The organism is Deltaproteobacteria bacterium, from assembly GCA_003696105.1.
Taxonomy (GTDB): Bacteria; Myxococcota_A; Polyangia; order Haliangiales; family J016; genus J016.
In genome coordinates this window covers 1-14,310 of sequence record RFGE01000305.1, presented here as the reverse complement: position 1 = coordinate 14,310, position 14,310 = coordinate 1, and the positions used below count along the sequence as shown (strand labels likewise).

Genomic DNA, 14,310 nt, shown 5'->3' with positions numbered 1-14,310 from the left:
CGCCTGCCGGCGCCGGCTCGGCCTGCAAGGGCTGTGCAGGGCGGGCCGTCGCGACCGCCGCGGTGCCGCGGGGCGGCGGCAGCCGCCGCGCGGGAATCGCGAGCGGCTTCGCCGGGGGCGCGACGCCGCCGCGCCGCGGAATGCGATACACGCGCGTCGCGAAGATCCGGTTGGAGCGCAGCCGGTTCGCGCGCTTGATCGCCTTGACGGATGTGTGGAACTTGCGCGCGATGCGCAGCAGCGTATCGCCGCGCCGCGCCTTGTACTTCACGTAGTAGGTCGGCGGCTTGATGACCTTGTGGGCGAGCAAGCTGCGGTACAGCCGGCGCCCGCTCTCCTGGGCGATCGGGTTGTAGAACCGCACGTGGATGTGGGTTCGGTGGCCCTTCTCGTGGCGGATCAGCGGCCGCATGCGCGACGTCGGTCCGCCGAACAGCTGGTCGAGCCAGCCGGTGTCCTCGCCGATGCTCTCGGCGTACGCCCGCAGCAGCTTCTGGATGCGGCGGTCGATGAAGATGACCTCGACGTCCGTCTCGGTGACCAGCGCGCGGACGAACGCCCACGTGCGCGGCAAGTCGAGGTTGTCGCCGTTGGCGGTCGTGTACCACTTGTCGTCCGTGGTGTAGTAGTAGCCGACGTCGACGTCGCGCCCCGACTGGTGGCTGATGTGCGGCGCGAGCGGTCCGCCGTCGCGATCGCTGATGTCGCCGATCGGCAGCGGCCGGGTGTTCGGGAACCGGGCGTGGACCGCGCGGATCGCGCGCGCGAGCGCATCGATCGTCTCGGGCGTGCCCCAGGTCTCGCGCGGGTTGACGATTTCCCACTCGGGGCTCGGCGGCATTTGCACGCCGTTGACCAGCGCTCCCGCGTTCGGGCGGCCTACCGAAATCGGTCCGAGCGATGCGAGGTCCTCGGCGACGCGCCGGTCGAGTTCGGCGTCCGACAACCCCGCCAGCGGGTGGGGCCGCGGGGGCGCCGGCGGCGGCAGCTCGCCCGACGCGCCGTCGTCGGTCACCTCGTCGTGAATCTCGTCGCCGTCTTCTTCCTCTGCTTCTTCGCTGGCGGCGGCGCGGGTCGCCGCTAGCGCGCCGGGTTCGGGGCACTTCGGTACGGCGGTGCGGCTCGGGGCCCGGACGGTCACGCACGCGGCGAGGGAGGCGACCCACAACACTCCGGCGGCTCGGAACACCTCGCGAACATACAATGTCGCCCGCGCGGTGCCAAAAACCGCGGCGCCCGTGCGGCCGCCCGCGGCCGGGCCGGCGGCGATCCGCGCGGGTCGCGCGGGCCGGGGGCGGACGGTACACTGCCGGCAGTGACTGCGGCGACGGCAACACGCGCGGCTCGGCACCTGCGCGCCGCGGCGCTCGTCGCGATCGCGGCCGCGGCGTGCCGCGCGCAACACGATCGCGGGGCGACCGTCGACGACGCGGCCGCCGGGCCGGCGGCCCGCGCGGCCGTCGCGCGGGGGCCGTGGCCGTTCGGCGAGGCGCTGCCCGGCACCGGCGGGCTGCCCGCCGACGTCGCGGCGCGGCTCGCGGCCGCGTGGCGGGCGAGGCCGCCCGACTACCGGCCGCGCACCCGGCATCTGCGCTCCGGCGGCGGCCCGAAGTACACGAACCGGCTGTTCCTCGAGGCGAGCCCCTACCTGCGCCAGCACGCGCACAACCCGGTCAACTGGTACCCGTGGGGCGACGAGGCGTTCGCCGCCGCGCGCCGGTTGGGCCGGCCGATCCTGCTGAGCGTCGGCTACTCGACGTGTCACTGGTGCCATGTGATGGAGGAGGAGTCGTTCGAGGACGAGGAGGTCGCGCGCTATCTCAACGCGCACTACGTCGCGATCAAGGTCGACCGCGAGGAGCGGCCGGACATCGACGAGATCTACATGACCGCCGTCCAGCGCAGCTCGGGCCGCGGCGGGTGGCCGATGACCGTGTGGCTCACGCCGGACGGCCGGCCGTTTTACGGCGCGACCTACCTTCCGCGCGATGCGCTGCTCGCCGCGTTGCGCCAGCTTCGCGCCGCCTACGACCGCGACCCGACCGGCGTCGCCGCCCGGGCCGCGGAGCTCGCCGCCGCCGTGCGCGTCCAACTCGAGCAGCCCGCGGGCGCTCCGGATCTCCCCGACGCGGCGCTGCTGCACAAGGCGGCGCGCATCTTCGTCGGCCGCCTCGACCCGACCGACGGCGGTGCGGTCGGTCGGCCCAAGTTTCCCAGCGGGATGCCGGTGCGCTTCCTGCTGCGCTACCACCGGCGCACCGGTGACGCCGGCGCGCGCCGCGCCGCGCTGCTCACCCTGCGCAAGATGGCGGCGGGCGGCATCTACGACCACGTCGGCGGCGGCTTCCACCGCTACTCGACGGACACGAAGTGGCTCGTGCCGCATTTCGAAAAGATGTTGTACGACAACGCGCAGCTCGCGATGGCGTACGTCGAGGGCTATCAGGCCACCGGCGACCCCGAGTTCGCGCGGGTGGTGCGCGAGATCCTGCGCTGGGCAGAGCGCGACATGATGTCCCCGGACGGGGTGTTCTACGCGGCGACCGACGCCGATAGCCTCGATCCGAAGGGCGAGCGACGCGAGGGCTGGTTCTACACCTGGACGCCCGCCGAGCTGGCCGCCGCGCTCGGCGCCGATCGCGCGCCGCGCGTCGCCGCGTACTACGGCGTGACCGACGCCGGCGACTTCGACGGGCGCAGCATCTTGCACGTCGCCCGGTTCGGCGCGCCGCGACCCCGGGATCTCGACGAGATCAACGACCTGCTGTATCGCGCGCGCGCGCGGCGTCCCGCTCCGGCGCGTGACGACAAGGTACTGGTGGACTGGAACGCGCTGATGATTTCGGCATTCGCGCGGGCGGCAATCGCGTTGCGCGACCCGGACGACGCGCGGCGGGCGGTCACGGCCGCGAAGTTCATCTGGGATCGACTGCGGGACGGCCGCGGCCGGCTGTCGCACAGCTACGCCGGCGGTCGCGCGCGCGTACCGGCGTACCTGGAAGACTACGCGTTTTTGTGCGCCGCGATGCTCGACCTGTACGAGGCCACGGGGGCGCTCGAGTGGCTCGAGCGCGCGGTGGACCTCGACCGCACGGTCGAGGCGCACTTCGAGGACCGCACCGCCGGCGGGTTCTTCCGCACGAGCGACGACCACGAGCGGCTGCTCGCGCGCGAAAAACCGCGCTACGACGGCGCCGTGCCGACGGGTACGTCCGTGCACGTTCTCAACCTGTTGCGGCTTTCCGAATACACGGCCGACGAGCGTTACCGCCAGCGCGCCGAGCTGGCGATGGGCCAGGTCGGCGCGATGCTGCGCCGCGCGCCGAGCGCGATGAGCGAGATGCTGCTCGCGATCGACTTCTATCTCGATCGCCCGAAGCAGATCGTCGTCGTCGTGCCGCACGAGCGAGCGGAGGCGGAGGCGTTCGTCGACCAACTGGCGACCGCCTACGTGCCCAATCGCGCGGTCGCGATCGTCCGCGACGGCGAGGTGCCGCAGGTCGCCCGCCGCGTGCCGCTCGTCGCCGACAAGGTCGCGCAAGGCGGCGAGGCGACCGCCTACGTGTGCGAGCACCGCGTGTGCCAACTGCCGACCGCGGACCCCGCGGTGTTCGCCCGGCAGATCCGCAAGGTCTATCCGCTGCCGGGCGGCGGCTCGTGACCGGCGCATGCGCGCCGGCGCGCGCGGGGCAGCGTTCGGCGCGCGCGGTCAGGCGTTCGCGGCGGCTTCGAGGGCCTCGATCCGGCGGCGCAGCTCCGCGCGGCGGCGCTCGCCGACGAACGCCCACGCGCCGAGCCCGATGATGAGCAGGAGCGCGAGCCCGAGCGCGATTTGCAGCGGGGCCTTGGAGCCGGCCGCTACGGCAAACGGTCCGACCTTGGCGTACGACGGCGCGCCGGTGTCCGGCGGCGGCGGCGGCGCGCGCGTGAACACGACGGCGACGTCCTCCGGCGTCATGCCCTCGACCGCGCCGGCGACGAGCTTGCGCACGTCGGCGTCGTCGGGGGCGGGGCCCTCGGCCGGGACGCGCACGAGCACCGACGCCGTCGGCCGCGGCACGGGCTGGTCGGGCGGCGCGAGCGGGTCCTTCTCCGGCGCGGTGATGATCACGCTGGCGTCGAGCACGCCCTGCAGCTTGCGCAGGTGCCCTGCGATCTCCGAGCTGAGGGCCGCGATGTATCGCGCCTTTTCCTCGCTCGGCGTCGGGATCATCGATGCGCTGGAGTACAGCGAGGCGAGTCCTTCCTCCTTGGGGCGGGGCAGCGCCTCGGCTTCGAGCACGGCCATCGCGCGGGACGCGTCGCCGCTGGCGACCGAGATGGCGAACTTGCCTTCTCCGGCCGGCTCCCGCTCTGCCGGGATGCCGGCGCGACCGAGCGCCGCCATCACTTCGCGGGATTGCCGGTCGTCGAGGTCCGCTACGAGCTGCGCGGTACACGCTGCGAGCAAGCCGGCGAGCGCAACGGCGGCCGCCAGCGCGACCGCGCGGCGCCGGCTCGGTCGCGGCGCGCTCGCGGCGGACCGGCAGGAGGCGTCGGGAGTCATGCGCACCCGTTTTTGCACGCGCGCTCGCACGCGGTCAACCGGTCCCCCACCGCAATGGACGACCCGCTTCGCCTTGCGAACACCGCCCCGCCTGCGTGACTATTTCGCGCCGCGCGGCGTCTGATGCGTAGGGACGTCCGCGCGGCGGACACTCAAACAAGGAGACAGGCATCACCATGCGCAACACGTTCTTGTACGGAGCCATGCTCGTCGGCCTCGGGCTGCTCATTTACGGATTCACGTTGTCGCCCGCGCCGGCCGCCGCCGCCGGCGCGGCCAAGAACCTGCAGGTGTTCCCGAAGAACACGCCGAAAAAAGAGCTGAAGAAGGCGATGAAACAGATCGCCAAGGCGCTCGACGTCCAGTGCGACCACTGTCACGACCTCGACGACATGTCGAAGGATACGGACAACAAGAAGATCGCGCGCGACATGATGCGCATGACGATGGAACTCAACAAGAAGTACTTCAAGGGCAAACAGCGCGTCACCTGCATGACGTGCCACAACGGCGCGAAGGAGCCGAAGTAGCCGCTGCGCACGGGCGGGCGCAGCGCGCCGCGAGCGCCCGCGACCGGCGCGGCCGCGCCGAGCGCCGCGCGTCGCGCGTCGCCGCGGTGCGGAACGTGACGCTCGGCCTCGGCCCGTCGCGTGCGGTCGGTCAGATTTGCGTCTGCAGGGCGGTCTTGACCGAGCCGACCGCCCGATCGACGACGCGGCTGACCGCCTCGACCTCGAGGCTGTACTTCTGCACCTGAAACTGGAGCGCCAGCAACTGTTGCGGGGAGAACTGGCCGCCGCGCATCGCGCGGCGCATCGCGGCTTCGAGGTGGCGCTGGCTGTCGACGATGCGCGCCATGTGCTGCTCGATCGCGGCCGGGGCGATCGCGGCGTCGGCCGAGCGCGCGGCGGCCGGCGCGCGCGCCAGCGGTCCGAGCGGTCCCGACGGCGCGGGCGAGGCCGGGCGCGGTTGTTCGCGCAGCACTTCGGAAAAGGCGCGGCCCGCCTCGGCCGGCCCGCCGGTGCGGGGCGGCGCCGTGGCCGTGGGGGCAACGCGACTGACGGTAGACGTGATTCGTGGAAGCATGCCCGGTGTATCGGCGGCGCGGCGCGCGGGTTGCGCGCCGCGTGGCCTCGTCAACCGGGCAGGGCGATCTGATACGTGACCACCGCGGGCGGCCGGACCGGCCGCGACGCGACGCGGGGGTGCTTGACACCCTGCCGCCAGGGCTGTAACCGCGTGAGATCACAGCCACACTCGCTCCCGCCGGCTCGCAGCCAGCGGCAGTAGACGTGGCCGAACGCGCGTCCGTCGGCCGGCGCGTCGAGGGCCGCGCGGCCGGCCGGCACGCCGTCGACCGACAGCGAGAGGGCAGGCCGCGCCAGCTCGGGCAGCCGCGGCAGCGCCGGCGCCGGCCGGCCGGGCACCGCGAGGGCGACGTCGACCCGCGCGCGAGGAGGCAACTGGACGACCGCCGGCTCCGCGCGGCCGGTCTCGTTGGCGCGCACGACGGCGGACACCGCGCCGCCCGTCGCCGCGACCTGGACCGCGACGACGCCGAGGCGCCACGCGCGCGGCGCGATCTCCGCCGGCGGGGTGACGCGCGCCACCGTGCGGCCGTCGACGAATACGATCAGCGTCGGCCGCTGCGTCAATCGCTCAGCGCGTGCAGGATCGTCGTCTGCGTGACCAGGCCGATCAGCTTGCCGTCGCCGTCGACGATCGGGAATCGGCGGAGGCGGTGTTCCTTCATGCGGCGGATGGCCTCGCGCAGCGTCACGTCCGGGGTCACCGTCACGACGGGCGTCGTCATCGCCTCTTGTGCGGTGAGCCCGACGAGCAGATTCGGCTTGGTCGCAACGAGGCGGACGATGTCCCGCTCGCTCAGGATGCCGACGGGACGTCCACCTCCGACGATGACGACGCACGAAATCCTGCGATTGGCCATCTCGGCGGCGATCTCGCGGACCTGCGCGTCCGGCGGCGCGGTGACCACGTCCTTGTTCATGATTTCTCCGACCGTTCTCTCCATGGCTCCTCCTTGGTGTGTGCCCCCGCCGGACCGGAGTCGATGCTCCCGCGCGCGGGCGCCGGCGTCAAGCGCGACAACCGCGGGTTGGACCGCGACCGGCCGGGCCGCGTTGCTCGCCGCGGCCTACTCGCCGCCGCGCGGGGTGTCCTTGCCCATGTGGCAGGTCACGCACCGCACGCGCGACTTGCCCTTGAAGAACCGCTTATTGATGTCGTTGACCATCTTCATCATGGCCCGCGCGGCGGCTTTGTGCTCGTGATCCGCGGCGAAGTCGCTCCGGTCGTGGCAGAAGTCGCATCGGACCCCGAGGGCCTTCGCGACCTCGGTCTTCATGTAGCGCTTTACGCGCTGCTGCGACCAGGTCTTGGGCAGGACGCGCAGGTCGCGCGGGCGTTCGTCGGCCGCCGGGGCTCGCGGCGCCGCGGCGGCCGGCGTCGCCGCGACGGCCGCGTCCGCGCGCGCGCCCGCATTGCGCCGCGCCGGCGGGTCGGTTTCCGCGTCGGCGGCAGGGGCCGGCACGGCGCGGGCCGCGTCGATGGGCACGGCGTGGGCCGCGTCGATCGGCGCGACCGCGCGCGGCGGCGTCGCGCGCGCGCCACGGCCCGCACCCTCGCGCGTTGCGGGGGAGTCCGGCTGCGACGGCGAGCAGGCGGCGACGGCGGCAACCAGGGCGAATCCGACCGAGCGCATCGTCCGGTCGCGTGTACCACGAGCGACCTGCGGTGCGCACGCCTCCGTCCGTCTTCGCCGATCGGCGCCCCGCTGTACACTGAGCCGGTGACCGGCCCGGCGAGACCGCTCGACGGCGACTCCGGCCATGCGGTGGCATGGCTGGCGGCGGGTCTGACGCGACCGCAGCTGGCGGCGATGGCGCGCCGGGTCGGCCTCGCCGCCGACGGCACCGCCGGCGCGATCGCCGGCGCGCTGGTACGGCGTTTCGAACTCGACCTCGCCGGCTTCCTCAACGTCGCGCGCCGAGACGAGTTGGCGGCGATGGCGCGCGCCGCCGGCCTGTCGGACGCGGGGTCGGTCGGCGACCTGCGCGCGCGGCTGTGGCGCGCCGGCGCCGAGCGCGAGGCGGGCGGCACGGCGTGGATGGGCACGCCGGTGCAGCCGGTTCCGGTGCTGCTCGGCCGCCGCCTGGTCGTGCTCGTGCGCGGCGACGGCGTCGCGCCGCCGAGCCCGCGCTGGCCGCGGCCGGTGCCGCCGGTTCGCGAGCCGTCGCCGCCGGCGACCGAGCCCGACACGATCGACGAGCTGCTCGACGCGGCGCGCGCGCTCGTCGGCGTCCGGCTCGGGGCGGCGCGGCGCGACAAAGGCGCGTTCGGCGCGGCGATCGCGGCGGCGCTCGGGGTCGCGGAGCGCGGCGCGCCGGAGCCGGACTGGCGCGGCGAGGTCGAGATCAAGTCGGTGCCGGTCGTGCGCGATCGCGCGGGCTGGTGGCGGGTCAAGGAGGATCCGGCGGTCGCGGTGCGCGGCCGCGTGCGGCCGCTGGCCAAGCTGCGCAAGGTGCTGTGGGTCGCGCGGGTCGCCGACGACGCGGCGTCGCCGGTGCTCAGCTGGTACTACCAGGAGGCGGACGCGCGGGTCGTCGCGCTGCTGCGGCGCGACCTGCACACGCGGCCCAAGGGCGGCGCCGGCGCGACGACGCGCGGCTGGTACGTGCGCAAGCGGTTCTTTGCCGACTCGGGGTTCTTGCAGTCGCTCAATGGATGACCTGTTGCTGATCGGTCCGCCCGGGACCAACAAGGTGATGGCGGGCGAGCTGTCTCGCCTGGTGCGCCGCGCGCTCGACCGCGTGCGGCTACCGGCGCCGGCCAAGCTCGGACCGGGCGGCCTGCGCTACCCGTGGGACGCCGAGGTCGCGCGGGTGGCGCGCACCTATCACCGGACCTGCGCCCGCGTGCTGCGCGCGGTGGCGGCCAGCCGCGCGGGCCGGCTCGAGCCGCTGTACGCGGACGTCGCGGCGCAGGTTCCGCCGCCGGGGAGCTGGTATCGCGACGGCGATGCGATCTCGGTGGCGGTGCGCAACGTCGGCGCGTTCGCCGCCGGCCCCCGCCAGATCGTCGGCGCGGTGAAGAACGCGATGATCGACGCGGCCGCCGCCCACGGGGCGCGCCTGCGCGTCGATCCCGATGCGCCGGACGTGAGCATCCAGGTGCGCATGCACGGGGAGGACGTGTTCGTCTGCGTCGACCTCGGCGGACCCATGCACCGCCGCGGCTGGCGCGCCGCGGCGGGCGAGGCGCCGTTGCGCGAGAACCTCGCGGCCGCGCTCGTCATGCTCGCGCGCCACGACGGCAGGCGCGAGCCGCTCGTCGACCCGATGGCCGGCGCCGGCACGATCGCGATCGAGGCGGCGCTGATGGCGCGCGGCGCGCCGGTGCGCGCCGGCGACCCCGCGCCGCCGCTGTTCGGCGACACGCGGCCGGTCGTCGTCGCCAACGAACTGGACCGCGGGGTCGCCGACCGCGCGCGCCGCAACGCGCGCGCCGCCGGAGTGGCGGACACCGTGCGCGTGCGCTGCGGGGACTTCCGCCGGCTGTCGCCGGCCGACCTGCCTGACGGCCCCGGACTGGTCCTGTGCAACCCGCCCTACGGCCGCCGGCTGGCGGGCGACGCGGCCGCGCTGTACGCCGACTTCGCCGCGTGGCTGCGGCAGCTGCGCGGGTGGCGCGCCGGCGTGCTGGTCGCCAACCCGGCGTTCGAGCGGGCGATGCGGATCCGGCCGCGCGTGAAAAAGCCCCTGAGCGCGCGGCCGCTGAGTGGTTACTTTTACCTGTATGAACTGTGACACCGAACGCGAAATCGTCGGTCGCTGGTGGCATCCGGTCGACGACGACCGCATCGAGTGCACCTTGTGCCCGCGCCGGTGCCGCGTGCGGGACGGCCAGCGCGCGTTCTGCTTCGTCAGGCAAAACCGGGGCGGCCAGATGGTGCTCACGACCTATGGCCGGTCGTCCGGCTTCTGCATCGACCCGATCGAGAAAAAGCCGCTGAACCACTTCTTCCCGGGGACGCCAGTGCTGTCGTTCGGCACGGCCGGCTGCAACCTCGGCTGCAAGTTCTGCCAGAACTGGGACATCTCGAAAGCCCGCGAGTTCGACCGCCTGCAGCAGGATGCCAGCCCGGAGGCGATCGCCGACGCCGCCGTGCGCGCCGGCTGCACGTCGGTGGCGTACACGTACAACGACCCCGTCATTTTCGCGGAGTACGCGATCGACACCGCGCGCGCGTGCCGCGAGCGCGGCCTGTACAACGTCGCCGTGACGGCGGGCTACATCACGGAGGAGGCGCGCGGCGAGTTTTTCGAGTACATGGACGCGGCCAACGTCGATCTGAAGGCGTTCACCGAGGACTTCTATCGGAAGGTGACGTTCTCTCACCTGCAGCCCGTGTTGGACACGTTGCGGTGGCTGCGGCACGAGACCGACGTGTGGTTCGAGATCACGACGCTGCTCATCCCGGGGCACAACGACGGCGAGGACGAGATCGCGCGCGAGTGCGACTGGATCGCCGAAACCCTCGGGCCGGAGACGCCGCTGCACTTCACCGCGTTCCACCCGGACTACAAGATGCTCGACGTGCCGCGCACGCCCCCGGAGACGCTGCTTCGCGCCCGGCGGCAGGCGCTCGCGGCGGGGCTGCGCCACGTCTACACCGGCAACATCCTCGACCGCGCCAGCCAGTCGACGTACTGCGCCGACTGCGGCGCGCTGCTCATCGACCGCGCGGGCTACACCATCCGCGCGTATCGGCTGGTCGACGGGCGCTGCCCGGACTGCGGCCACCCGCTGGCCGGCCGGTTCGGCGACCGCGCCGGCGACTGGGGGGCGCGGCGGCTACCCGTGCTGGTGTAGGCGGCGGTCAGCCGTGCGCGGGCGCGGCGCGGGCGCGCCGTTCGCGCAGCTCGCGCAACTGGCGCCGCAGGCGAACGTGGTCGCGGCCGATCTTCCACGCTCCCACCACCCCGCCGGCGAGCATCAGCGCGTACGACACGTGGGTCCAATGCGCGGCGGCAAACAGCAGTGCGCCCCAGTTGACGAAGTCCCGGCGGCCGAGGTGCGGAAGCACCGCCCAGATGCCGGTTAGCGCTTCGCCGGGCGCCGGCGCCAGGCGCGGCGCGCCGTCGGGGCCGTCGACGATGCGCAACCGGTCGACGTAGTCCTGGCTGTTGGCCGAGCCGTGGACGACGACGAGATAGTAGTAGATGCCGTAGATCGTCACGGCGTAGCCCGCCAGGCCGACGGCGATCGACCCGGCGATCCACGGGTGGCCGTACCGCAGGTAGTTGTGCCAGCCGAGCGCGGCCATGTACGCGACGGTCGTCGCCTCGTCGGTGACGGTGTCGAGCCAGGCGCCCAGCCGGGACGACTCGAGCTTGAGGCGGGCGATCTCGCCGTCGCAGCCGTCGAGGTAGGCCGCGACGAGGACGATCGCCGAACCGACGACGACCGACTGGTAGTCGGCGTGGGCGACGAACCAGACGCCGACCGCGCCGAGCGCCGCGACGATCGCGGACACGTGGTTCGGCTTGATCGGAGTGTGCAGCAGCAGGCGCGTGATCGGCACGGAGATCGGCCGGTACAGCCAGCGGGTCACCGGCCCGTCTTGCGGTTTGTGGACGATCTGCTCGAGGGCGCGCGCGGCGGCGCGGCGCTCCGCCGGCGTTCGCGCCGGGAAGCGGGCGATCGGCCCGTGGGGGACGCGCGCGGCGCCGCCGGCCTGCCACGCGGCGGCGGTCGCGTCCGGGGAGGCGGCCAGCTCGGCCGCGGCGGCCGGCGTACCGGCGAACGCGGCGCCGGCGAACGCGCCGTCGGGACCGACGGCGATCGCGCGGTCGGCGCCGGCTTCGACGAGCGGCTCGACCAGCGGCGTGTGCACGACGTGGTCCGCGGCCCACACGACGAGCAGGCCGCCGTCGCCTGCGCGGACCCAGTTGACCAGCGCGGTGCGGTCGCCCGGTTCGGTGACCACGCGCACGCGATCGGCGCCGGCGCGCAGCGCGACGCGCCGCGCGCGCTCGGCGAGCGACAGCCCGAGCACCCGCGCGCCGGCGTGCAGGCCGTCGGCGAGCACGACGGCGGAAAACCGCGGCCGGCGCCGCGGCGAGCTGGCAAGCAGCGACATCGGCGACGGATGTAGCAGGTGGCGCGCGCTCGCGTCCAGGCGGGGCGTGGGCGGCGGGCGCGCTCGCGGGCCGCGGCGGCGCGCGGCGGAAGCGGGCCGGCCGGGGCGGAGCGGCGACCGCGGGACGCTCCGGTGTCCCGGCCGGGGCGGAGCGGCGACCGCGGGACGCTCCGGCGTCCCGCCCGGGGCCGAGCGGCGACCGCGGGACGCGCCCCCGGTGTCCCGGCCGGGGCCGAGCGGCGGCCGCGGGACGCGCCCCCGGCGTCACGCCCGGCCGGCGCGGAGCACGACCGCCGCGCCGACCCACAGCCCGGCGCCCGTGGCGGCGAACCCGACCGCGTGGCCGACGTCGGTCATCGCCGCGGCCAGCGCGACGCAGGCGGCTCCGCCGGCACCGAAGGCCGCCGCGGTCCGCCGCAGGCGGCGGCGCCGGGCGCGGCGCGCGGCGCGCAGGTAGCTGGCGACGGCGTCGTCGCCCGCCGTCACGTCAGTGCGCCGCCGCAACTGGAGCCCGCGCCGGCCGTGCAGCCGAAGCAGTGGTCGGCCGTCGCGATCGGCGCGCCGGCCAGCTCGGCGAGCGCGTCGATGTCCCACACCGTCCGGGGCCGGCCGCCGGCCGGCAGGTCGACCATTTGGTTGAAATCGCAATCGTAGATCTGGCCGTCGTAGCTCACGCTGACCAGCGTCCGGCACATGACGTGCGGCACGGCGTCCGGGTTGAAGTGATCGATCAAAAGCTGCAGATAGCGGTCCGACTCGCCCCGGCGCGCCAGGTCGTCGGCGAACCGCCGGATCGGCAGGTTCGTGAGCGCCAGCAGCCGGTCGAACGCGACGCCGTGCTCGGCGGCGAGGCGGCGTTTGTAGTCGCGCTCGAGGGCGTCCTGCGGCGGCGGCAGGGTCGGCCCGAGCGGGTTGTAGACCAGGTCGAGTTGCAACTCGCCGTCGGATCGGCCGTAGCCGAGTTCGTTGAGGCGACGCAAGCCGGCGATGCTGCGTTCGAACACGCCGCGGCCGCGCTGGCGGTCGACGTTGTCGGCCGTGTAGCACGGCAGCGACGCGATCACGTGCACGCGGTGCCGGGCGAGGAACGCGGCGAGGTCCTCCTGCCCGGGTTCGAGCAGGACGGTGAGGTTGCAACGGTCGATGACGTGGCGGCCGAGCGCGGTCGCGCGCTCGACGATCCAGCGGAACTGCGGATTCAACTCCGGTGCGCCGCCGGTGATGTCGACGGTCGCGACCGCCGGGTCCGCGGCCACCAGGTCGAGCACGCGCGCAGCGACGTCGCGCGACATCTCCTCGGTCCGCGACGGGCCCGCGTCGACGTGGCAGTGCTTGCACGCCTGGTTGCAGCGCTTGCCGACGTTGATCTGCAGGGTGTCGACCGAGGCGCGGGCCAGCGGCACGTGAAAGCGCGATGCGGCCGCCGCGCCGACCACCGGAAGCGAAGCCGCGCGCGTCATCCGCAGCACGCCGCCGGCCGTCGCGCGCCCTTGTTCGCGCGCACCGTCACCGCGCGAAACGCGATGCCGTCGACCACCCGCCACGGCTCCTCGGCGCGGTCGACCACCTCGACCGAGGAGAACCCCGCGCGCTCGAACGCCGCGTACAGGTCGGGCTCGTGCAGGGCGCCGGAGATGCAGCCGCTCCACAAGTCGGGATCCTCCTGCATGTGCGCCGGCACCGGCCGATCGCTCACGATGTCCGAGATCACCGCACGTCCGCCGTCGCGCAGCACGCGGAAGATCTCGTCGAACAGCGCGCGCTTGTCGTCCGGGCGGACGAGGTTGAGCACGCAGTTGGACATCACCACGTCCGCGCAGCCGTCCGGCACGGCGGGGCCCATCGCCTGGATGCGCGCCTCGACGAATTCGACGTTGGCGTAGCCGATGCGCTCGGCCACCACCGGCGCCGCGGAGCGCGCGAGCGCCAACATGTCCGGGTTCATGTCGACGCCGATGACCTTGCCGGCGGGACCGACGATCTGCGCGGCGATGAAGCAGTGCTTGCCGGAGCCGGATCCGAGGTCGACGACGGTCTCGCCCGCGCAGAGGAAGCGAGTCGGATCGCCGCAGCCGTAGTCTCGTTCGATCACCTCTCGGGGGATCGCCGCGAGCAGCGCGGGGTCGAAGTCGGCCGCGCAGCACAGCGATGACTCGCAGGCGCGCGCGCCGGCGGAGTAGCGTTCCAGGACGGCTCGTTCGTGGTCCAGCATGGACGCGAGACCATAGCAGGGTGTATGCCATCGCTGGCGTGGGCGGTCGGGCGCAGCGCGGGCCACGGAGGTCGGCCGCGGATTCGCGGCCGGGGCCGTGCGCTTGCGCCGGTCCCGGGACCGGCGGGAGTCGGGTGTGCGTGCGCGCCGGACGCGGTGGAGTGCCTCCATAGCGGAGGGGGCTGGCTTCCAAGTTGGTCGAACGTGGGGCGCGGCGCGCCCCCATCTAGCGAGAACTTCAAATGGCACGAAACGAGCAAGGGGCGGCGACGCAAATGCAACGATACCTGTTCATTTTTTCCATGGTCGGTTTGTTGGGCTGCGGGGGTTCGGGCACGTCGGGAGACACGACGGCGGCCGCGGGCAACCCGTGCGGCGGCAACCCGTGCG

At 73.9% G+C, this 14,310-nt stretch carries 15 protein-coding genes; 5 read left to right on the top strand and 10 right to left on the bottom strand.

What is annotated here, in order from left to right; genetic code table 11:
* On the bottom strand, positions 1-1,189 hold a 1,189-nt coding region (locus tag D6689_19245), incomplete at its 3' end, for a LysM peptidoglycan-binding domain-containing protein (GenBank protein RMH38572.1).
* Between the two features lie 303 nt (positions 1,190-1,492).
* Here D6689_19245 and D6689_19240 point away from each other — a divergent pair.
* Positions 1,493-3,661, top strand: a complete 2,169-nt coding sequence (locus tag D6689_19240; protein RMH38574.1) for a thioredoxin domain-containing protein — start codon at positions 1,493-1,495, stop codon at positions 3,659-3,661.
* 48 nt (positions 3,662-3,709) lie between these two features.
* Here D6689_19240 and D6689_19235 read toward each other — a convergent pair whose 3' ends face one another.
* A complete protein-coding gene (locus D6689_19235; protein RMH38571.1) occupies positions 3,710-4,546 on the bottom strand; it encodes a hypothetical protein in 837 nt (278 codons plus the stop codon).
* Between the two features lie 176 nt (positions 4,547-4,722).
* Between D6689_19235 and D6689_19230 the strand changes: the two genes are divergently transcribed.
* Positions 4,723-5,076 carry a c-type cytochrome gene (locus D6689_19230; protein RMH38570.1) on the top strand — a complete coding sequence of 118 codons (354 nt, stop codon included), beginning with the start codon at positions 4,723-4,725 and terminating at the stop codon, positions 5,074-5,076.
* A gap of 130 nt (positions 5,077-5,206) precedes the next feature.
* Here D6689_19230 and D6689_19225 read toward each other — a convergent pair whose 3' ends face one another.
* From D6689_19225 to D6689_19210, 4 genes are all read right to left on the bottom strand, one after another.
* Positions 5,207-5,530: a hypothetical protein gene (locus D6689_19225; protein ID RMH38569.1), complete on the bottom strand. Its 324-nt coding sequence runs from the start codon at positions 5,528-5,530 to the stop codon at positions 5,207-5,209.
* 152 nt (positions 5,531-5,682) lie between these two features.
* The gene (locus D6689_19220; protein ID RMH38568.1) at positions 5,683-6,201 is read right to left on the bottom strand and encodes a hypothetical protein; all 519 of its coding nucleotides are present in this window, start codon (positions 6,199-6,201) and stop codon (positions 5,683-5,685) included.
* The gene (locus D6689_19215; GenBank protein ID RMH38567.1) at positions 6,198-6,578 is read right to left on the bottom strand and encodes a CBS domain-containing protein; all 381 of its coding nucleotides are present in this window, start codon (positions 6,576-6,578) and stop codon (positions 6,198-6,200) included. Before D6689_19215 ends, D6689_19220 begins: the two co-directional genes overlap by 4 nt.
* Before the next feature lie 123 nt (positions 6,579-6,701).
* On the bottom strand, positions 6,702-7,268 hold the full coding sequence (locus tag D6689_19210) for a c-type cytochrome (GenBank protein ID RMH38566.1): 567 nt from the start codon (positions 7,266-7,268) through the stop codon (positions 6,702-6,704).
* A gap of 87 nt (positions 7,269-7,355) precedes the next feature.
* Here D6689_19210 and D6689_19205 point away from each other — a divergent pair, with 87 nt between their 5' ends.
* The 3 genes from D6689_19205 to amrS are packed head-to-tail and all read left to right on the top strand — an operon-like array spanning position 7,356 to position 10,438.
* Positions 7,356-8,294: a hypothetical protein gene (locus D6689_19205; protein RMH38565.1), complete on the top strand. Its 939-nt coding sequence runs from the start codon at positions 7,356-7,358 to the stop codon at positions 8,292-8,294.
* A complete protein-coding gene (locus tag D6689_19200) occupies positions 8,287-9,372 on the top strand; it encodes a hypothetical protein (GenBank protein RMH38564.1) in 1,086 nt (361 codons plus the stop codon). The genes D6689_19205 and D6689_19200 overlap by 8 nt, the downstream gene beginning before the upstream one ends.
* Positions 9,362-10,438 (top strand): AmmeMemoRadiSam system radical SAM enzyme, encoded by a 1,077-nt coding sequence (gene amrS / locus D6689_19195; protein ID RMH38563.1) that lies wholly within the window; start codon positions 9,362-9,364, stop codon positions 10,436-10,438. The genes D6689_19200 and amrS overlap by 11 nt, the downstream gene beginning before the upstream one ends.
* A 7-nt stretch (positions 10,439-10,445) precedes the next feature.
* Here amrS and D6689_19190 read toward each other — a convergent pair whose 3' ends face one another.
* The 4 genes from D6689_19190 to D6689_19175 all read right to left on the bottom strand — a co-directional run bounded on the left by D6689_19190 (position 10,446) and on the right by D6689_19175 (position 13,920).
* Positions 10,446-11,708, bottom strand: a complete 1,263-nt coding sequence (locus D6689_19190) for a CDP-alcohol phosphatidyltransferase family protein (GenBank protein RMH38562.1) — start codon at positions 11,706-11,708, stop codon at positions 10,446-10,448.
* A gap of 264 nt (positions 11,709-11,972) precedes the next feature.
* Positions 11,973-12,194 carry a hypothetical protein gene (locus D6689_19185; protein ID RMH38561.1) on the bottom strand — a complete coding sequence of 74 codons (222 nt, stop codon included), beginning with the start codon at positions 12,192-12,194 and terminating at the stop codon, positions 11,973-11,975.
* Positions 12,191-13,168 carry a radical SAM/Cys-rich domain protein gene (locus D6689_19180; GenBank protein ID RMH38573.1) on the bottom strand — a complete coding sequence of 326 codons (978 nt, stop codon included), beginning with the start codon at positions 13,166-13,168 and terminating at the stop codon, positions 12,191-12,193. Before D6689_19180 ends, D6689_19185 begins: the two co-directional genes overlap by 4 nt.
* A complete protein-coding gene (locus D6689_19175) occupies positions 13,165-13,920 on the bottom strand; it encodes a methyltransferase domain-containing protein (protein ID RMH38560.1) in 756 nt (251 codons plus the stop codon). Before D6689_19175 ends, D6689_19180 begins: the two co-directional genes overlap by 4 nt.
* Positions 13,921-14,310 lie beyond the last annotated feature (390 nt).

Bases quoted from the DNA above. Each gene is read 5' to 3' on its own strand.
- D6689_19180 (RMH38573.1), bottom strand. From the start codon at position 13,168: ATGACGCGCGCGGCTTCGCTTCCGGTGGTCGGCGCGGCGGCCGCATCG.
- D6689_19175 (RMH38560.1), bottom strand. From the start codon at position 13,920: ATGCTGGACCACGAACGAGCCGTCCTGGAACGCTACTCCGCCGGCGCG.
- D6689_19190 (RMH38562.1), bottom strand. From the start codon at position 11,708: ATGTCGCTGCTTGCCAGCTCGCCGCGGCGCCGGCCGCGGTTTTCCGCC.
- D6689_19215 (RMH38567.1), bottom strand. From the start codon at position 6,578: ATGGAGAGAACGGTCGGAGAAATCATGAACAAGGACGTGGTCACCGCG.
- D6689_19200 (RMH38564.1), top strand. From the start codon at position 8,287: ATGGATGACCTGTTGCTGATCGGTCCGCCCGGGACCAACAAGGTGATG.
- amrS (RMH38563.1), top strand. From the start codon at position 9,362: ATGAACTGTGACACCGAACGCGAAATCGTCGGTCGCTGGTGGCATCCG.
- D6689_19210 (RMH38566.1), bottom strand. From the start codon at position 7,268: ATGCGCTCGGTCGGATTCGCCCTGGTTGCCGCCGTCGCCGCCTGCTCG.
- D6689_19230 (RMH38570.1), top strand. From the start codon at position 4,723: ATGCGCAACACGTTCTTGTACGGAGCCATGCTCGTCGGCCTCGGGCTG.
- D6689_19235 (RMH38571.1), bottom strand. From the start codon at position 4,546: ATGACTCCCGACGCCTCCTGCCGGTCCGCCGCGAGCGCGCCGCGACCG.